The sequence below is a fragment of the Actinomadura alba genome (assembly GCF_014323705.1).
Lineage (GTDB): Bacteria > Actinomycetota > Actinomycetes > Streptosporangiales > Streptosporangiaceae > Actinomadura_C > Actinomadura_C alba.
The window spans coordinates 152,379-169,766 of the sequence record NZ_JABVEC010000019.1; the positions used below are offsets into that span (position 1 = coordinate 152,379).

The following is a 17,388-nucleotide window of genomic DNA, read 5'->3' on the forward strand; positions in this document are numbered from 1 at the left end:
CACTCCCCGCCCGTCCCCTCTCGCGCCGCCGGCCGCGTTCATCCGGTCACCTTCACCGTCGTCGTCGCACCCCAGATGGCCAGGCTGAGGAAGAAGTCCGTGACGCTGATCAGAACGATCGCGGTACGCACCGCGCGGCCGACGGCGACGCCGACGCCGGCCGGACCGCCCACGGCCCGGTAGCCGTAGTAGCAGTGCGCGAGGATCACCATCACACTGAAGATCAGCACCTTCCCGAACGACCACAGCACGTCGACCGGGGTGAGGAACAGGTTGAAGTAGTGGTCGTAGGTGCCCGTCGACTGCCCGTTGAACAGCACCGTGATCAGGCGCGAGGCCAGGTAGGAGCTGAGCAGGCCCATGGCGTACAGCGGGACGATGGCGACGACACCGGCCACGATGCGGGTCGTGACCAGGTAGGGCAGGCTGGGCACGCCCATGCCCTCCAGCGCGTCGATCTCCTCGGAGATCCGCATGGCGCCCAGCTGCGCGGTGAACCCGGCGCCCACGGTCGCCGACAGCGCCAGGCCGGCGACCAGCGGGGCGATCTCTCGCGTGTTGAAGTACGCCGAGACGAATCCGGTCAGCGCCGAGGCTCCGATCTGGTTCAGCGCGGCGTACCCCTGCAGCCCGACCACCGTGCCGGTGAACAGCGTCATGGCGATCATGACGCCGACGGTGCCGCCGATCACTCCGAGCCCGCCGCTGCCCCAGCCGACCTCGGCCAGCAGGCGCTGGATCTCCTTGAGATAGCGCCGGATCGCCCTCGGGGTCCACAGCACGGCGCGCAGGTAGAACAGCAGCTGGTCGCCGAGCCGGTCCAGCCAGGACAGCCGCCGGTCAAGGCTCGCGGCGGCGCGTTCGCGCGTGATCAGGCTCATCGGCTCACGATCCCTTCGCCGGGACGATCTGCAGGTAGATCGCCGTGAGGACGAGGTTCACGAAGAACAGCAGCAGGAATGTGATCACCACGGACTGGTTCACCGCGTCCCCGACGCCCTTCGGGCCCTTGCCCGGGTTCAGCCCGCGGTAGGCGGCGACCACCCCGGCGATGAAACCGAAGATGAGCGCCTTCAGCTCGCTGATGTAGAGGTCGGGTAGTTGCGCGAGCGCGGAGAAGCTGGCCAGATAGGCGCCCGGGGTGCCGCCCTGCATGATCACATTGAAGAAGTAGCCGCCGAGCACGCCGACGACCGAGACCAGACCGTTGAGCAGGACCGCGACCAGCATCGCGGCGAGCACCCTCGGCACGATCAGCCGCTGGACGGGCGAGACGCCCATCACCTCCATCGCGTCCATCTCCTCCCGGATGGTGCGCGACCCGATGTCCGCGCAGATGGCCGAGCCGCCCGCCCCGGAGATCAGCAGCGCGACGATGAGCGGGCTGGCCTGCTGGATGACCGCCAGCACGCTCGCTCCGCCGGTGAACGACTGCGCGCCGAGCTGCTTGGTGAGCGAGCCGACCTGCAGGGCGATCACCGCGCCGAACGGGATGGACACCAGAGCGGTCGGCAGGATCGTCACGCTGGCGATGAACCAGAACTGCTCGACGAACTCGCGTTTCTGGAAGGGACGCTTGAACGTCAGCCGGACGACGCTCGCGGCGAGCGCGAACAGCCGCCCGGTCTGGCGCAGCGCGCCGACGCCGGGGAACGTGCTCTCCCGAACGCTCACGACCGGCCTCCCTCGCCGGACGACCGCCGGCGCGGCAGCGGCGGAAGTTCCGGGTCGGCCCCGGGGCCTTCGGGGGCGTAGGCTCCGAGGCCGACCGCTGTGGGGCCGGCTCCGGAGCCGGCGCGCACGGGCCCGGCCTCGGTGAAGCCGGCGAGGATGGCCTGCCGGGCGGGCGGCGGGAGCCCGGGCAGGATGCTCCGTACCCGTTCCCGGCGGCGCTGTACGGCCGCGCGGGGCGGCAGCCCCGGCGTGGGTTCGAGCTGCGGCGCGATCGACCGAACGGCCTCACCCTCGGCCTCGCCGCCGGTCCGCTCGAGCTCCTGGAGCTGCTCGAGCGCCATCGTCGCAGCGTCCTTCTCTTCGGACATGCCGATCGGGCCGGCCCGGCTGCCGCTCAGGAACTGCGCGACCACCGGTTCCTCGCTGGTGAGCAGGACCTCTCGTGGACCGAACGTGACCAGATTGCGGCGGAACAGCATGCCGATGTTGTCGGGCACGGTCGCGGCGATGTCGATGTTGTGGGTGACGATCAGCATGGTGGCGTCGATCTGCGCGTTGAGATCGATGAGCAGTTGGGAGATATAGGCGGTGCGCACCGGGTCCAGGCCGGAGTCCGGCTCGTCGCACAGGATGATCTGCGGGTCGAGCACGAGGGCCCGGGCCAGGCCGGCGCGCTTGCGCATCCCGCCGGAGATCTCACCGGGCAGCTTGGTCTCCGCCCCGGCCAGGCCGACCATCTCCAGCTTCTCCAGCACGATGCGGCCGATCTCGGACTCTTTTTTCTTGGTGTGCTCGCGCAACGGGAAGGCGATGTTGTCGAACAGGCTCATCGAGCCGAACAGCGCGCCATCCTGGAACATCAGGCCGAACAGCTTGCGGGTCTCGTACAGCCGGCGCTCCGAGGCGTGCACCATGTCGACGCCGTTGACCATCACCCGGCCGCGCTCGGGCTTGAGTAGTCCGATGAGCGACTTGAGGAAGACCGTCTTGCCGGTGCCCGAGGGACCGAGCATGACGCTGACCTCGCCGGCCGGGAGGGTGAGCGACACGTCCTCCCACACCGTCTGCCGGCCGAACGACATGGACAGCCCCTCGACGGCCACTTCGATGCCCATCACACCGCCTTCTTCCTACGTCTCCATCTCCGCCTGCTTAGGACGTCACCGCCGCGTGCCAGAGGGTCGACAGTTCCTTGCCCTGATTGGGGGCGACGCTGCTCGGGGTGTTGAAGCCGGCGAGTGAGGTCGTCGCGTTGTTCAGCACCAGGCTGTTGTTGCCTGACGGCGACGGCAGGCCCGTCTTGAGGTTGATCGCCGGGTTGAGCAGGCCGAGCGCGCCGCAGCCGGTGGCGCCGGGAGCGGCGAAGGTGCTGTCGCCCTGGGACGCGCCGCTGAGCGTGATCCGCTGCAGGACGCCGTTCGCCGGGTTGGGGGTGCCGTTCGCGTCGAACCGTTCGAAGCTGCTGGCCGGGGCCGTCAGGTTTGCCGGCTTCAGCACGATCGGAGTGGCGTCAGAGCCGATATAGCAGGTCGAGCCGAGCAGCGGGTTCCGCAGGTGGATCTTGACCGGCAGCGACAGGATCGGCTGTCCGGCGCCGAGCCCGGCGGCGACGCTGAAGCCTGACGGCGCACCGGCCGGCTCGACCGTCGCCGTGACGTTGTTCAGGCTGTTGTCGGTCGCCTGCCGGCAGATGGCGGAGACCAGCGGCACGTCGCTCGGGCACATCAGGCCGAGCAGGCCACCGGGGATCCGTGCCGGGTCGGCGACGATGCCGCCGCCGGACGGCGCGATCAGCGACTGCGCTCCTGGCTCGGAGAGCACCCCCAGCTGCAGGTCGCTGGCCCCTGTCGCCGCGCTGGTGTTGCCGAGCTTGATGGAGCCGCTCGGTGAGTGCGAGGCCAGGCAGAGCGCCACCGACGTCGCACCGTCCGCGGCCAGCATGGCCGGGTCGTCGACCGGGCAGCGCGTGAACGGCGCCCAGTGACCGGCGAGCGTCGCCGCCGACGCCGAGCCGTTCGGAACGACCACGGCAAGCGTCGCGAGCACCCCGACCGCCGCCATACGCACTTTGTTCTTGGTGGAACTCATTGCGTGTCACTCCTTTTCTGCCATCAGGTCTCTGCCGTCGAAGTCCTTGCCAACGAATGTCAACGTTGAGGCTCCGGCCGTGGCGCCGGGCATTGCCCGACGCCGTCAGCCGGGTTTCCGTTTTCGTCCAGCACGCACAGCTTTCCCTGAATGAGCTTCATGAAGTTGCCGGGACCGGAGACCGACGCGGTGAAGAGGGGATCGAGATCCTCACCCACGCCGCAGCCGGAGAACGGCGGGATCGTGGCCGTGCCGGTCAGCGGCCCACCGGTGTTGAGGTCGTATTCCGGAGGGTTTCCGAAGAGCGTGACCGCCATCGGCGTTACGGACTCGCAGTTCGGCCCCACATCGAGCGGCACGCCGTTGACCCGAACATCGCGAATACGAATAGACAGCTTGGACGTCAGAATGGTCACTACCTTTCTATCCCCGACATCCGGGACACTCTCGCTAACGTCGATGTCGATGACGGTTCCAGGCGCCTGCGTCAGCTCCATTGTCGCAGTGGTCGGCATGATGCCGAAGGTCAAGAATGTCGCCTTCGCAGGCGGCAACTGAGGCTTTCCGGGCGACAACGGATCATTTACACCATAGGCAAGACTCCCTGAACTTAGGATGTGAGTTTCGCTCGAAATACCTGGGGGGGTGCAGGGGGAAAATTTGACCACGAACGTATGAAGAAGTTTCAGTTGCGCATGGCCGGTGGTCTGCCCATTCTCACGGCCGATCAGCGCCGCACCATTGAGTTTGTTGACATTCGAAAACCCGGCCAGGAAGCCGTCCGCACTCCTCGGGGGGAGGTCGATCTTGAATTCACACGAGGGGTCGTCGGCTGCCGCCCGTTGCCGCGCGGTACGGGGAGCGGCCACCCCCGTACCGGTACCGGGCGACGACGGAGCGGAGTTCGCCGGTGCGCCCACCGGAACAGCCGCCAAGACCATGTTCGAGCCGAGTTGGAGCGTGCAGTCGAGGGGAAGCGTGTCCGGGCTTGTCGCGGTGCCGTCCGGGCTTGTCGCGGTGCCGTCCGCCTTGCGCGGCGTGAGCACCAGCCTGAGCGGGCCCGCGATGAAGGCCGCGGCGCCGCTCGCCGTGACCGTGGCCGGAGGCACCGCGCCGGACGCGGTGAGCGACAGCCCGCCGGACCCGGGGATCGGCGTCGACGGTGCGGTCAGGCCAGGCCAGGCGACGTTGGTGGAGGTGCCGCTCTGCGCCACGGTGATGGTCAGCCGTGCCGACGCCGCGACCGAGGCGGCTCCCAGCCTGGTGAGGTCGGCGAGGGCGGCGGACGGCAGGGTCGCCGTCAGCTTCACGTCGCTGGGCTGGATGGGCCGGCCGACCGTGCCTGCCGCGGGAAAGGCGCCGACGATCCGGGCGGTGATCTGCTGGGTGCCGGAGGGGAACGGGCACGAGTAGGTCAGGGTGGAGTCCACGGGCTGGTCACTGGCCGCCGACTCCGGGCCCGAGATCAGGCTCATCGCGATCACAACCGCCCCGGCGGCGGCGATCCGCGCCCAAATGCGAGGCGTCCAGCGTCTGCTGTTCATCCACGGCCACCCGTCGCGCGATCCGACCAGGAAAGAACCGGTTCCACGGCCGAGCTCAGCGGCCCCGGCAGCGGACCGACCTTTTTCCACCCGATGGTCACCCCGACCGAACCGGTGGCAGGCGCCTTCGCGACCGCAGCGAAAAGACGACGACTGAGCATCGGAAGACCTCCTCGAAGAGCCGGCGGCCCCGATGGCCGGAATGACGAAAACCCTGCGCCGACAAATCCGAAATCGACAGACTCGCCGCTTTGGGGTTGCTATTGGCGGGTACGTTACTTGCGGATTACCCCCACGGCAAGTAGTCGTGTCCGAAATGCAATCTATACCGGCATTCAATGCAATCTATATCGGCATTTTTATCAAAGGGTGATAAGTTTTACTCCGGCGTTTTATCCGCTGTTGCGCAAAGCCCGGCCAGGGCGAACCCCCGGCCGGGCTCTCAGCCGCTAGAGCTCGGTGTCAGTCGTCACGGGCTGCTGATCACCGGGCCGGAGGTGCTGCCACTGGTGGTGACTTTGTAGGAGCCCTGGAAGGTGGTCGAGTTACCGGGGTTGATCAGGCCCGCGCAGCCAGAGCCGCTGGCAGTTCCGATCCTCAGGCTGGTCGGGCGGGCGGTGTCAGCCGAGATTCTGAGCGTGGAGGTCGAGTTGGTGTACGTCACGGTGTTGACGCCGACGTTTCCCGTCACTGTCGCGTTGCAGGTCCCGAACAGGTTCGAGAGGGTGAGGCTGGCATTGATCCCAGCGATCGTCCCTGTCGTCACGCCACCGACCGGTGGCGAGCCGTTGAGGTTGAGGCTGCCCGAGGTCAGAGTCGCACTCCCCGTGCTGCCCCCTGTTCCGGTGCAGTTGGTGAAGGTGCCGTTTCCCTGAGCGCCGGCCAGGGTGGCGATAGGGACACCGGACAGGCCGGTGCCGTTGGGCGCGTTGCCCGGCACGCTCGAGTTCGTGCAGGTGAAGCTGGCGCCGGTGGTCACGTTCACGAACTGAATGTTCGTCGTGTTCGTGGAGCTGAAAACCCCGCCGTTCGTGACGGTGTAGGTGGCCGCGAAGGCCGGCGTGGCGCCGATCGCGACCGTCGCGGCGGCGGCACCCGCGATGAGGGTGGCGGTGGCGAATTTACGCATAGGTTTCTTCCTTCGTGATCGCTGTGGCCGGTGCCTCGTGGCAAAGCATGGCCGAGGGGTGGAAGTGAGGTGGGATGGTTTTCGAAGCAATGGTTTCTCGGAAGGACAGGCGTTCAGGAACCCTGTTCTCAGGGCGGCGATCAGCGGATTCCCAAAGGCAGACCCTTTCTACGCAGCGCTCATCCGCCTATACTGATGAGCAACGACTTCCCCACGATAAGTGGACGAGCCACCGGTTTCTCCGATCGATTCATCACACGGGACACGAGGGCCGTATGATCACGATCGGACGATGAGGAGATAGAATCAACCGTGGTGCGATCTTGCTATTCGTGATCCTTACTTGCGAGTACGTTACGTGCCCGAAACATGACAATCAACACTCTGGCAACAGATTTGTGGAATATTTCGTGATCATCAGATTTCTTATCACGGATATAACACAAGCGCGGCCCGGTTTTGTGCGCCGGTGAGTACTTTGCCGCTCCGGCCGAGGTCGACAGCCCGCCAGGCATCCCGAATATCGCTCTTTGTGTCCGTACGATCGAGCTGAATGAAAGCGATCTTCTGCGCCAAAGCCCGGCCGGCGCCAGGACACTGTCGAGCCGAGCCAAGCCACGATCGTGGAATAAATGCGCCAGCCGGAAACCGTGTCGGTTGCACTGCCGCGGGCGGGCCTCCCCGCCATCCGACCCGCAGAACACAGGGGAAACCGCCGCGCGCTTCCTTGGCACCCCGTATGCCACTCTTTGTTTCCTTATGAGTGCGCGGTGTGAAGTCACTCTGTTGTGCTCGCGGGTCGGCCGCCGCCGGGTTACCTTCAGTGTGATCCGAATCATGCCTTGGGCTGGAGGTCCGTTGCCGGCCCTCGCACTCGAGGGAGTGGTCCGTGGTCCACGTGCGCGATCGCCGACCGTGCCGGCTGGACTGCCGCGGGCGGGCCTCCCCCGCCGCCCGACCCGCGGGATACAGGGCTCCGCGGCGGCGGGGACGGAGGTAGTTCGATGACGAAGACCCTCGAATCCGGTGGCCTTGACGAATCTCCGGGCGTGCTCCCCCCTCAGCTCGCCGCCGTCCTGCGGCCGGAGCTGCCCAGCCTCAGCAGCGAAATCATCACCGAGATCCGCCGCAGCATCCCCGAATACGCCCGCCCGCTCGACGGACCATACGGCCAGGCGCTGCGGAGCGGCGTGGAACAGGCCCTCACCACATTCGTCGACCAGATCGCCGTGCCCTCCGCGCCACACGACCGGCGCGACGACACGTGCCGCAGGCTGGGGCAGCTCGAGGCGCTCGAAGGCAGGACGATGGACAACCTGCAGGCCGCGTACCGGATCGGCGCCCATGTCGCCTGGCGCCGGGCCATGAAGGTCGGCATGCGCAACACCCTCTCCTCATCGATCATGACGCGGCTGGCCGACGCGCTGTTCATCTACATCGATGAGCTCGCCTCACTGTCTCTGGAGGGCTATCTGGAGGCGAAGGCGCAATCGGCCGAGGAGGTGGAGGAGAGGCGCCGACGACTCCTGCACGTCATCCTGGAAGGCCCGGACGTACCCCGCCGGGCGATCAGTGACCTGGCGGAACTCGCCGATTGGCCGGTGCCCGACGAGGTGACCCTGGTCGCCGTACAGACCGGCGCCCAGTGCACGGGCACATCGCTGGATCGCGATGTGCTCACCGACCTCTGCTGCGTCGAACCGCATCTGCTGGTCCCCGGCCCGTTGGGGCCCGACCAGCGCGCGGCCCTGGAAACCGTGCTGGCCGGAAACCGGGCGGCTGTCGGACTCACCGTGCCGCTGACCGACGCGGCCGAGTCGCTGCGCTGGGCCCGCCAAGCCCTCGCGCTCAACAGGGCCGGGACCATCGGCAACGGCCACGTGACGTGGTGTGAAGACCACCTGGTAACACTGTGGCTACTGTCAGATGCCGCATTGCTCCACCAACTCGCCCGGCGGCAATTCGCCCCCATGCACGACCTCACCCCGCGGCAGCGCGACAGGCTCACGCAGACGCTCGGGGCGTGGCTGGAGACCAGGGGCACCGCGGCGGAGATCGCCGACGTTCTCGACATCCACCCGCAGACGGTGCGCTACCGGATCCGGCAGCTCGACCGGATCCTCGGCGACCAACTCAAGGACCCCGACGCGCGGTTCGCCTTAGAACTCGTGCTGCGTGCGACGCGGCTCAGGGCGGGATCGACACCGTAAGCCACCCGCCCTCCACACCACCCTCCGATATGCGCGTCACATCCCGGTGGAACCATCGATTCGTTCGCGAATCAGATCGGCGTGACCGAAGTGCCGAGCTTACTCGGCGATGAGATGCACCATGATCCGGCGCTGACATCCGCGTCACCTCGGCGCTTGCGGTCCGAAGAGCCCGCACGGACGGTAACGTGGATGGCCGTGCCTGCCCCTGTCGCTCCAGCCCCACGCCTCACCGACTCCGATGCCGAGATCCCTGACGTGGCCACCCTGCTGGCCGCCGCCGTCCAGGCCATCGGGGGCGCGGAGCGACCCGGGCAGGTCACCATGGCCGAGGCCGTCGAACACGCCATCGAGTCCGGTGAACACCTCGCCGCGCAGGCGGGCACCGGCACCGGCAAGTCGCTGGCCTATCTGATCCCCGCCATCCGGCACGCCGTCGCCGCCGACACCACCGTCGTGGTGTCCACCGCGACGATCGCGCTGCAGCAGCAGCTCGTGGACCGGGACCTGCCCCGCCTGGCCGAGGCCCTCGAACCGCTGCTCGGGAAGACACTGAACTTCGCCATCCTCAAGGGCCGCCGCAATTACCTGTGCCTGCACCGCGTGCAGACCGGCGCGCCCGAGGACCCCGAGGAGGGCCTGTTCGACCCGCAGGCGCTGTCCGGCCTCGGCCGCCAGATCAAGCGGCTGCACGACTGGGCCGACGAGACGCGGACCGGCGACCGCGACGAGCTGGTCCCCGGCGTCGGTGAGCAGGCCTGGCGCCAGGTCGCCGTCACCGCCAAGGAATGCCTCGGCGCCCAGCGCTGCCCGCACGGCACCACCTGCTTCGCCGAGATGGCCCGCGCCGAGGCGGGCGACGCCCACATCGTCGTCACCAACCACGCCCTCCTCGCCATCGACGCGCTGGAGGAGTTCCACGTCCTGCCCGAACACGACGTGGTGGTCATCGACGAGGCGCACGAACTGGTGGACAAGGTCACCTCGGTCGACACCGACGACCTGAGCGGCGCCGCCGTCGAGACCGCCGCGCGCAGGTGCGGCCGGCTGATCGAGGAGGGCCTCGCCGACCGCCTCCAGGAGGCCGCGGAGAGCCTCAAGCTGCTGCTCAACGAACAGCCGGCCGGCCGGATGGACATGCTCTCGGCTCCGCTGGGCGAGACCCTCGCCGTCCTGCGCGACGCCGCGCACGCCTGCGTGAGCGCGCTCGGCCCCGAGCCCAAGGACGGCGACCCCGGCGACCTGGCCGCCCGGCGGGCCGCCCGGTCGTCGGTCGAGGACGTGCACGACACGGCCGTACGGCTGCTCGGCGCGTTCGAGGCCGAGCTCGCCAAGCGCTGGGACGTGGTGTGGCTGGAGCAGCACTTCGAGGGCAAGCGGCCGCCCACGCTGCACGTCGCGCCGATCGGGGTGGGCGGGCTGTTGCGCGCGAGTCTCTTCGAGACCCGGACGGCGATCCTGACCTCGGCGACGCTCACCCTCGGCGGATCCTTCGAGCCGCTGGCCCGCCAGTGGGGCCTTCCGCCGCTCGGGTCATCCGCCACCGGAGCCGTCGCCGAGGCGTCCACGGTGCAACCCGAGCCGGAACCGGAGCGTACGCCCGCGAGCGAGCCGGCGGCCGACGGCGGGTCCGCGGGCGGCGGAGAGGGCACCGGTGCGGACGCCGCGCAGAAGCCGGGCAAGGAGCGGGCCAAGGAGCTCCGCTGGTCGGGAATCGACGTGGGTTCGCCGTTCGACCATCCGCGGGCCGGCATCCTCTATGTCGCCAAGCACCTGCCCCAGCCGGGCCGGGACGGTCTGCCCGAGGTCTGTCTCAACGAGATCGCGGAGCTGATCGGCGCGGCGGGCGGCCGTACCCTCGGGCTGTTCTCCTCGATGCGCGCCGCCCGCCAGGCGGCCGAGGAGCTGAAGGAGCGGCTCGACCATCCACTGCTGTGCCAGGGCGAGGATTCGACCTCGCTGCTGGTCAAACGGTTCGCCGAGGACGAGCGGACCTGCCTGTTCGGCACGCTGTCGCTCTGGCAGGGGGTCGATGTACCCGGACCCTCGCTCCAGCTCGTCATCGTCGACCGGGTCCCGTTCCCCCGGCCCGACGACCCGCTGTCGTCGGCTCGGCAGCGGGCCGTGGCGGCGCACGGCGGCAACGGCTTCATGGCGGTCGCCGCGACTCATGCGGCTCTGCTGCTCGCGCAGGGCGCGGGGCGTTTGCTGCGCTCGATGGACGACCGGGGCGTGGTGGCGATCCTGGACCCGAGACTGGTCACCGCCCGATACGGCGGCTTCCTGAAGTCTTCGCTGCCGCCCTTCTGGACCACCACGGACCCCGAGGTCGTACGCGCCGCGCTCCGCCGTATCGACGCGGACTGACCACGCACCGAGGTGGACGGAACCATGCCGTCCGCACGATGGGAGTACCGAAGGACGGTGCGCCCTCAGGCGGGGAAGGCGGCGAGGAACTCGCCGATGCGGCCGATCGCCTCTTCGAGGTCGTCGGCGCGCTGCAGGGTGACGACGCGGAAGTGGTCGGCCCACGGCCAGTTGAACCCGGAGCCCTGCACGACCAGCAGCTTCTGCTGTTCGAGCAGATCGAGGGCGAACCGCACGTCGTCCTTGATCGGATACATCTCCGGGTCCAGACGCGGGAAGACGTACAGCGCGCCCTGAGGCTTCACGCAGCTCACCCCGGGCAGGTCGTTGAGCAGTTTTGCGGCCCGATCGCGCTGCTCGCCGAGCCGGCCGGTGGGCAGCACCAGGTCCTTGATGCTCTGCCGGCCGCCGAGTGCCGCCTGGATCGCGTGCTGGCCCGGCACGTTGGGGCACAGCCGCATGTTGGCGAGGATCTCGAGCCCCTCGATGTAGGACCCGGCGTGGTCCTTCGGGCCGGACACGGCCATCCACCCGGACCGGAACCCGCACACGCGGTAGGCCTTCGAGAGCCCGCTGAAGGTCAGGCACAGCACGTCCGGCGCGAGCGAGGCCATGTTGATGTGCTTCACGCCGTCGTACAGCACCCGGTCGTAGATCTCGTCGGCGAAGAGCAGCAGGTTGTGCTCCCTGGCCAGCTCGGCGAGGCCCGCCAGGACCTCACGTGAGTAGACGGCGCCGGTCGGGTTGTTCGGATTGATGATCACCAGCGCTTTCGTACGGTCGGTGATCTTGGCGGCGATGTCTGCGAGGTCGGGGTTCCAGTCCTGTGCCTCGTCGCACACGTAATGCACCGGCGTGCCACCGCACAGGGACACCGAGGCCGTCCACAGCGGGTAGTCGGGTGCCGGGATCAGCACCTCGTCACCGTTGTTGAGCAGCGCCTGCAGGGACATGACGATCAGCTCGGACACCCCGTTGCCGAGGTAGACGTCCTCGACGTCGATACCGGCGACGCCCACCTGCTCATAGTGCTGTACGACGGCTCGGCGGGCGGCCAGGATGCCCTTGGAATCGCTGTAGCCGTGGGCCTCCGGCAGATTCCTGATGACGTCCTGGAGGATCTCCTCCGGCGCCTCGAACCCGAACGGCGCCGGGTTGCCGATGTGCAGCTTGAGGATCCGGTGCCCCTCCATCTCGAGCTGCTTGGCCCGCTTCAGCACCGGGCCCCTGATGTCGTAACAGACGTTCGCGAGCTTGTCCGACTGGATGACCTGCATGAAGGCAACCATAGCCGCGCGCGGCCACAGGCTTCTCTCGGTTATCACCAGGGGCGACTAAATAGACGATTGATCCAATAGTGTGACGCCCGCAACATACAAGCAGGCTTGATTGCATGTTTGTACGGCTTTACCGTCGAGCCATGCCACTGAGCAGCCGCCGGCGCCACAGGGACGACGGCACCGGCCGTACGCAGGAGGAGCGCAGGGCGCGCACCCGGGCGCGCCTTCTCGACGCCACGGTCGACTGCCTGGTCGAGCTGGGCTGGTCGGGCACCTCGACCACCGAGGTCGCCGGCCGCGCCGGTGTGTCGCGCGGAGCGCAGCAGCACCACTACCCCACGAAGATGGGCCTGGTCGCCGCGGCGATGGAACATCTGCTGGAGCGGCAGCGGCTGGCCTACGAGCAGGCGTACGCGATCCTGCCGCCGGAGCGGCGCAACGTCGAAGGCGCCCTCGACCTGCTCTGGAACGTCTTCCGGCAGCCACCGGCGCTCGCGCTGCTGGAGCTCTCGGTGGCCGCCCGCACCGACGACGAGCTGAAGCCGCTCTGTGTCGACATCAACGAGCGCGTCCTGCAGGTCATCCTTGAGACCTTCGGCCGGCTGTTCCCGGGCACCACGCTGCCCGAGGACTTCGCCGACACGATGGTGCGCGCCGTCTTCGCGATGTTCGTCGGGCTCTCCCTGCAGAACTCCCTCGACGGTGACGTCCACGGCCACCAGGCCGCCGTGCTCGCGCACATCAAGAGCGTCGCCCGAGTCCTCGTCCCGAACCCCCCGGCCGCCCCAGGTGAAGGGAGCCTCCGATGACCCGACCGACCATCGCCCTGAGCGAGGAGACGCGCGAGAAGGTGAGCGACCGCGCGTCGTATGTCAGCGTGATCGACCGGCTGTCCAAGGCCTCTGTCGACAAGCACTGGGACGCCTACGCCGACGTCCCGTGGGACGACCCCGACTGCCAGGTCGACCCGAAGGACCCGCGCTGGATCCTGCCCCCGATCGACCGGCTCGGCGCCACCGAGTGGTACCGGTCCCAGCCCGTCGAGATGCAAGCCGAGATCGGTCTCTGGCGCACGGCCACCGCGATGAAGATCGGGCTGCAGTTCGAGAACCTGCTCCAGCGCGGGTTGCTGACCTACGCCTACAAGCTGCGCAACGGCTCCCCCGAGTACCGCTACGCCATGCATGAGCTGGTCGAAGAGGGACATCACTCCATGATGTTCCAGGAGTTCGTCAACCGGAGCGGACTGCCGATCCGCGGTATGCCCAAGTCACTGGACCTCCTCGCGCGGATCGTCCCGTGGGTGCCGCGCCTGTCCACGGAGATGTTCTTCATCTTCGTCCTGGGCGGCGAGGACCCGATCGACTACGTGCAGCGCAAGATGCTGAAGAACGGGCACACGATGCATCCGCTCGCCGAGACCATCGTGCGCATCCACATCGCCGAGGAGGCGCGCCACATCTCCTTCGCCCGGCACTACCTCAAGCACCGGGTACCGAAGATGATCCGGATCCGCCGCTGGACGCTCGGCCTGCTCACCCCCGGAGTCCTCGGCATCATGGCGCGGATCATGCTGTCGCCGCCCGGCCCGATGGTGCGCCACTACGGCATCCCCAAGGACGTCGTCCGCGAGGCCTACCAGGGCCCGCTGGCCAAGGCCGAGATCCGCGACTGCGTGGGCAAACTCCGCGAGCTCGCCGTCGAACTCGGGCTCGTCGGCCCCGTGAGCCGGCGGCTCTGGCGGGCCAACGGCATCTGGGACGAGCCCCGTGCCGCCCGTACGGCCGGCGGTAAGACCGCACGTCCCGACGGGCGGGAGGCGCGATGAGCGTGGTGGTCGTCACCGGCGGCGCGTCCGGCATCGGGCGCGCCCTGGCGGCCGCGCTCGTGGCCCGCGGCGACACGGTGGCGATCTCGGACCTCGATGGCGACCGCGTGGCCGAGGTGGCCGAGGCCCTCACAGAGCACGGCCCGGGCAAGGCGTACGCGGCGGTTCTGGACGTGGCCGACGCCGAAGCCGTCGCCGATCACTACCAGTCGGTCAAGGCCGACCACGGGCGGCTCGACCTGGTCTTCAACAACGCGGGGATCGCGGTCGGCGGGCTTGCGGAGGAGCTCACGCTCGACCACTGGAACAGGGCCCTCGACGTCAACCTGCGCGGTGTGGTGCACGGCGTGCACGCCGCCTACCCGATCATGCTCGAACAGGGGTACGGGCACATCGCCAACACCGCGTCACTCGCCGGCCTGGTGCCCATGCCGATGGGCATCCCGTACACCGCGTCGAAGTTCGCCGTCGTCGGCCTCAGCCTCGCCCTGCGCGCCGAGGCCGCCGGCCGCGGGGTGAAGGTCAGCGTGATCTGCCCGGGCTTCGTGGACACGCCGCTGCTGACCACCGGCAACCCGGGGCTGCCTCAGACGGAGATGAGCAAGAACATCCGGACCTTCGCCAAGCAGGCCCAGCCGCGCCTCTACTCGGCCGAGGCACTCGCGAAGGACGTCCTTCACGGCATCAGGCGCAACAAGGCGCTCATCGTGGCGCCCGCCTCCGGCCGTGCGGCCTGGCGCGCCGCGCGGCTGTCCCCCGGCGGTGCCGTACGCGCCGCGCGGATCGCCGTCGCCCGCTACCGCCGCCAGGTGGAGTGAACCCGCCCGACGGTCATTCCACCTGTTTGCGCTCCTGGACCGGGTAGTGCAGATCGAACGCGGGCCGCTCCGACCGGATCCGTGGCATCGAGAGGAAGTTGTGGCGTGGCGGGGGGCAGGACGTCGCCCACTCCAGCGAGTTCCCGTAACCCCAGGGGTCGTCCACGGCGATTCTCGGGGCGTGCCGCGTGGTGATGTACACGTTGTACAGGAAGAACAGTGTCGAGAAGGCGAGCAGCCCTGCCCCCGCGCTCGAGATCGCGTTCTCAGCCCAGAACTCCTTCGGATAGTCCGCGTACCGGCGCGGCATGCCCCTCGCGCCGACGAAGTGATGGATGAGGAACGTCATGTGGAAGCCGACGAACAACGTCCAGAAGTGGATCTTCCCGAGCCGCTCGTCCAGCATCTGACCGGTCATCTTCGGCCACCAGAAGTAGAAGCCCGCGAACATGGCGAACGTGATGGTGCCGAAGAGGACATAATGGAAATGGCCGACGACGAAGTAGGTGTCGGTGACGTGGAAGTCCAGCGGCGGTGACGCCAGAATGACTCCGGTCAGGCCACCGAAGAGGAACGTCACCAGAAACCCGATCGAGAACAGCATCGGGGTCTCAAAGCTCAACTGCCCCCGCCACATGCTTCCCACCCAGTTGAAGAACTTCACCCCCGTCGGCACCGCGATCAGATAGGTCATGAAGGCGAAGAAGGGCAGCAGGACCCGGCCGGTGGCGAACATGTGGTGCGCCCACACCGCCATGGAGAGGCCGGCGATGGCGATGGTGGCGGCCACCATCCCGACATAGCCGAACAATGGTTTGCGGCTGAACACCGGGATTATCTCGGTGACGATGCCGAAGAAGGGCAGCGCGACGATGTACACCTCGGGATGGCCGAAGAACCAGAACAGGTGCTGCCAGGTCAGCGCCCCGCCCGCCCAGGCCTGGAAGACCTGCGCGCCCAGTTTACGGTCGGCCGCCAGGACCAGCAGTTCCGCCGCCAGCACCGGAAAGGCCATGAGCACGAGAAGGCTGGTCAGCAGCGTGTTCCAGCAGAAGATCGGCATGCGGAACATCGTCATGCCCGGAGCGCGCATGCAGATGATGGTGGTGACGAAGTTGACGCTGCCGAGGATCGTACCCGCACCCGACAGCACCAGGCCCATCACCCACATATCACTGCCGATGTCCGGGCTCCGTTCCTTGCTGTTGAGCGGCGCGTAGGCGGTCCAGCCGAATTCAGCCGCTCCGTTCGGGGTGAAGAAGGATGCCAGGACGATGACGGCGCCGAACAGGAAGAGCCAGTAGCTCAGCATGTTCAGTCGCGGAAAGGCGACATCCGGAGAGCCGATCTGGACAGGCATGACGACATTGGCGAACCCGGTGAAGAGCGGGGTCGCGAACAACAACAGCATCACGGTGCCGTGGATGGTGAACAACTCGTTGTAGTTCTCGGCGCTCATGAGTTGCAGCCCCGGAGCAGCCAGCTCGGCCCGCATCAGGACGGCCATCAGACCTGCGAGGAGGAACATTGTGAATGACGTGATGAGGTACAGGTATCCGATCACCTTGTGGTCGGTGGACGTCAGCCACGACACGATGAGCGAGCCGCGTGGACGCTGCCGCGGCGGTGCCTCTGGCAGCGGGCGGCCGAGCAGGACCATGGCGGACTCCAGCGGCTAGACGGTCCTTTTCACTATTCGCGGAGCCCGACGCGCGCCGCAAGGCGACCTCTTCCTGCGAATGCCCAAGTCATCGCATAGAAGTGCGCCGCCGGGATCTACACCTCCGGTGCCCGGCAACGCCGCACAGTGCCGGCCGCCCGTTGAGCGCCGGGGCACCGCCGCCGACCAGCGGGGCTACCGTGGAGGGGTGGAACGCATCCTCGTGAGCGCCTGCCTGCTCGGCCGGCCAGTGCGATACGACGGCACGGCGAAACGCAGCGATGACGAGATCCTTGCGAACTGGCGAGCGGAGGGCCGGCTGCTGTCCTGCTGTCCCGAGGTGTCCGGTGGGCTGCCCGTCCCTCGGCCGCCCGCCGAAATCTCGAGCGCCCCCGGTCCGGGGAGCGCCGGGCCGCTGCCCGCCGACGACGGCTCGGTGACCGGCGGTGCTGCGGTGCTCGATGGAACCGCGCAGGTGCGCACCGCTGGCGGGATCGACGTCACCGCCGCTTTCGTACGGGGTGCCGAGCAGGCCCTGGAGGTCGCGCAGCGGTACGCGGTACGGATGGCGGTGCTCAAGGAGGGCAGCCCGTCCTGCGGGAGCGGACGGATCTACGACGGCAGCTTCACCGGCATCCCAGTACCGGGCGGCGGTGTCACTACGGCCCTTCTCCAGCGCAACGGCATCCGGGTCTTCGGCGAAGACCAGCTCGAAGCGGCGGCCGCCTTCCTCGACGAACTCGAGTCGCCGCACTGACCGGCCGGACCGCCCGAGGCGGAAACGCACCCA

At 68.1% G+C, this 17,388-nt stretch carries 14 protein-coding genes; 6 read left to right on the forward strand and 8 right to left on the reverse strand.

The window, feature by feature from the left end; all coding sequences use genetic code 11:
- Positions 1-38 precede the first annotated feature (38 nt).
- The 6 genes from HKK74_RS24240 to HKK74_RS24265 form a co-directional block, all read right to left on the reverse strand.
- Positions 39-881, reverse strand: a complete 843-nt coding sequence (locus tag HKK74_RS24240) for an MlaE family ABC transporter permease (RefSeq protein WP_187245624.1) — start codon at positions 879-881, stop codon at positions 39-41.
- A gap of 4 nt (positions 882-885) precedes the next feature.
- On the reverse strand, positions 886-1,674 hold the full coding sequence (locus HKK74_RS24245) for an MlaE family ABC transporter permease (protein WP_187245625.1): 789 nt from the start codon (positions 1,672-1,674) through the stop codon (positions 886-888).
- Positions 1,671-2,789: an ABC transporter ATP-binding protein gene (locus HKK74_RS24250; RefSeq protein WP_187245626.1), complete on the reverse strand. Its 1,119-nt coding sequence runs from the start codon at positions 2,787-2,789 to the stop codon at positions 1,671-1,673. Before HKK74_RS24250 ends, HKK74_RS24245 begins: the two co-directional genes overlap by 4 nt.
- 37 nt (positions 2,790-2,826) lie before the next feature.
- Positions 2,827-3,762, reverse strand: a complete 936-nt coding sequence (locus tag HKK74_RS24255) for a hypothetical protein (RefSeq protein WP_222722656.1) — start codon at positions 3,760-3,762, stop codon at positions 2,827-2,829.
- Positions 3,763-3,821: 59 nt separating this feature from the next.
- A complete protein-coding gene (locus HKK74_RS24260) occupies positions 3,822-5,306 on the reverse strand; it encodes a DUF6801 domain-containing protein (protein WP_187245627.1) in 1,485 nt (494 codons plus the stop codon).
- 469 nt (positions 5,307-5,775) lie between these two features.
- Positions 5,776-6,435, reverse strand: a complete 660-nt coding sequence (locus tag HKK74_RS24265) for a hypothetical protein (protein ID WP_187245628.1) — start codon at positions 6,433-6,435, stop codon at positions 5,776-5,778.
- Positions 6,436-7,439: 1,004 nt separating this feature from the next.
- Between HKK74_RS24265 and HKK74_RS24270 the strand changes: the two genes are divergently transcribed.
- Both HKK74_RS24270 and HKK74_RS24280 read left to right on the forward strand, forming a co-directional pair.
- On the forward strand, positions 7,440-8,645 hold the full coding sequence (locus tag HKK74_RS24270; protein WP_187245629.1) for a PucR family transcriptional regulator: 1,206 nt from the start codon (positions 7,440-7,442) through the stop codon (positions 8,643-8,645).
- Between the two features lie 198 nt (positions 8,646-8,843).
- Entirely contained in the window at positions 8,844-11,012 is a 2,169-nt protein-coding gene (locus tag HKK74_RS24280; RefSeq protein ID WP_312881712.1) for an ATP-dependent DNA helicase, read from the forward strand.
- A gap of 65 nt (positions 11,013-11,077) precedes the next feature.
- Here HKK74_RS24280 and HKK74_RS24285 read toward each other — a convergent pair whose 3' ends face one another.
- Positions 11,078-12,289 carry a pyridoxal phosphate-dependent aminotransferase gene (locus tag HKK74_RS24285; protein ID WP_187245631.1) on the reverse strand — a complete coding sequence of 404 codons (1,212 nt, stop codon included), beginning with the start codon at positions 12,287-12,289 and terminating at the stop codon, positions 11,078-11,080.
- Between the two features lie 143 nt (positions 12,290-12,432).
- On the opposite strand from HKK74_RS24285, the gene HKK74_RS24290 reads away from it, so the two are divergent.
- From HKK74_RS24290 to HKK74_RS24300, 3 genes are read left to right on the forward strand one after another with little or no spacing between them, the layout of a single operon-like run.
- Positions 12,433-13,101 carry a TetR/AcrR family transcriptional regulator gene (locus tag HKK74_RS24290; RefSeq protein ID WP_187245632.1) on the forward strand — a complete coding sequence of 223 codons (669 nt, stop codon included), beginning with the start codon at positions 12,433-12,435 and terminating at the stop codon, positions 13,099-13,101.
- Positions 13,098-14,120, forward strand: coding sequence for an AurF N-oxygenase family protein (locus HKK74_RS24295; protein ID WP_187245633.1), 1,023 nt, complete (start codon positions 13,098-13,100; stop codon positions 14,118-14,120). Before HKK74_RS24290 ends, HKK74_RS24295 begins: the two co-directional genes overlap by 4 nt.
- Entirely contained in the window at positions 14,117-14,938 is an 822-nt protein-coding gene (locus HKK74_RS24300; protein ID WP_187245634.1) for an SDR family NAD(P)-dependent oxidoreductase, read from the forward strand. Before HKK74_RS24295 ends, HKK74_RS24300 begins: the two co-directional genes overlap by 4 nt.
- Positions 14,939-14,951: 13 nt before the next feature.
- Here HKK74_RS24300 and ctaD read toward each other — a convergent pair whose 3' ends face one another.
- Positions 14,952-16,598: an aa3-type cytochrome oxidase subunit I gene (ctaD, locus tag HKK74_RS24305; protein WP_187245635.1), complete on the reverse strand. Its 1,647-nt coding sequence runs from the start codon at positions 16,596-16,598 to the stop codon at positions 14,952-14,954.
- A gap of 208 nt (positions 16,599-16,806) precedes the next feature.
- Here ctaD and HKK74_RS24310 point away from each other — a divergent pair, with 208 nt between their 5' ends.
- Complete coding sequence (locus tag HKK74_RS24310; RefSeq protein ID WP_187245636.1) at positions 16,807-17,355, forward strand: 2-thiouracil desulfurase family protein; 549 nt, start codon at positions 16,807-16,809, stop codon at positions 17,353-17,355.
- Positions 17,356-17,388 lie beyond the last annotated feature (33 nt).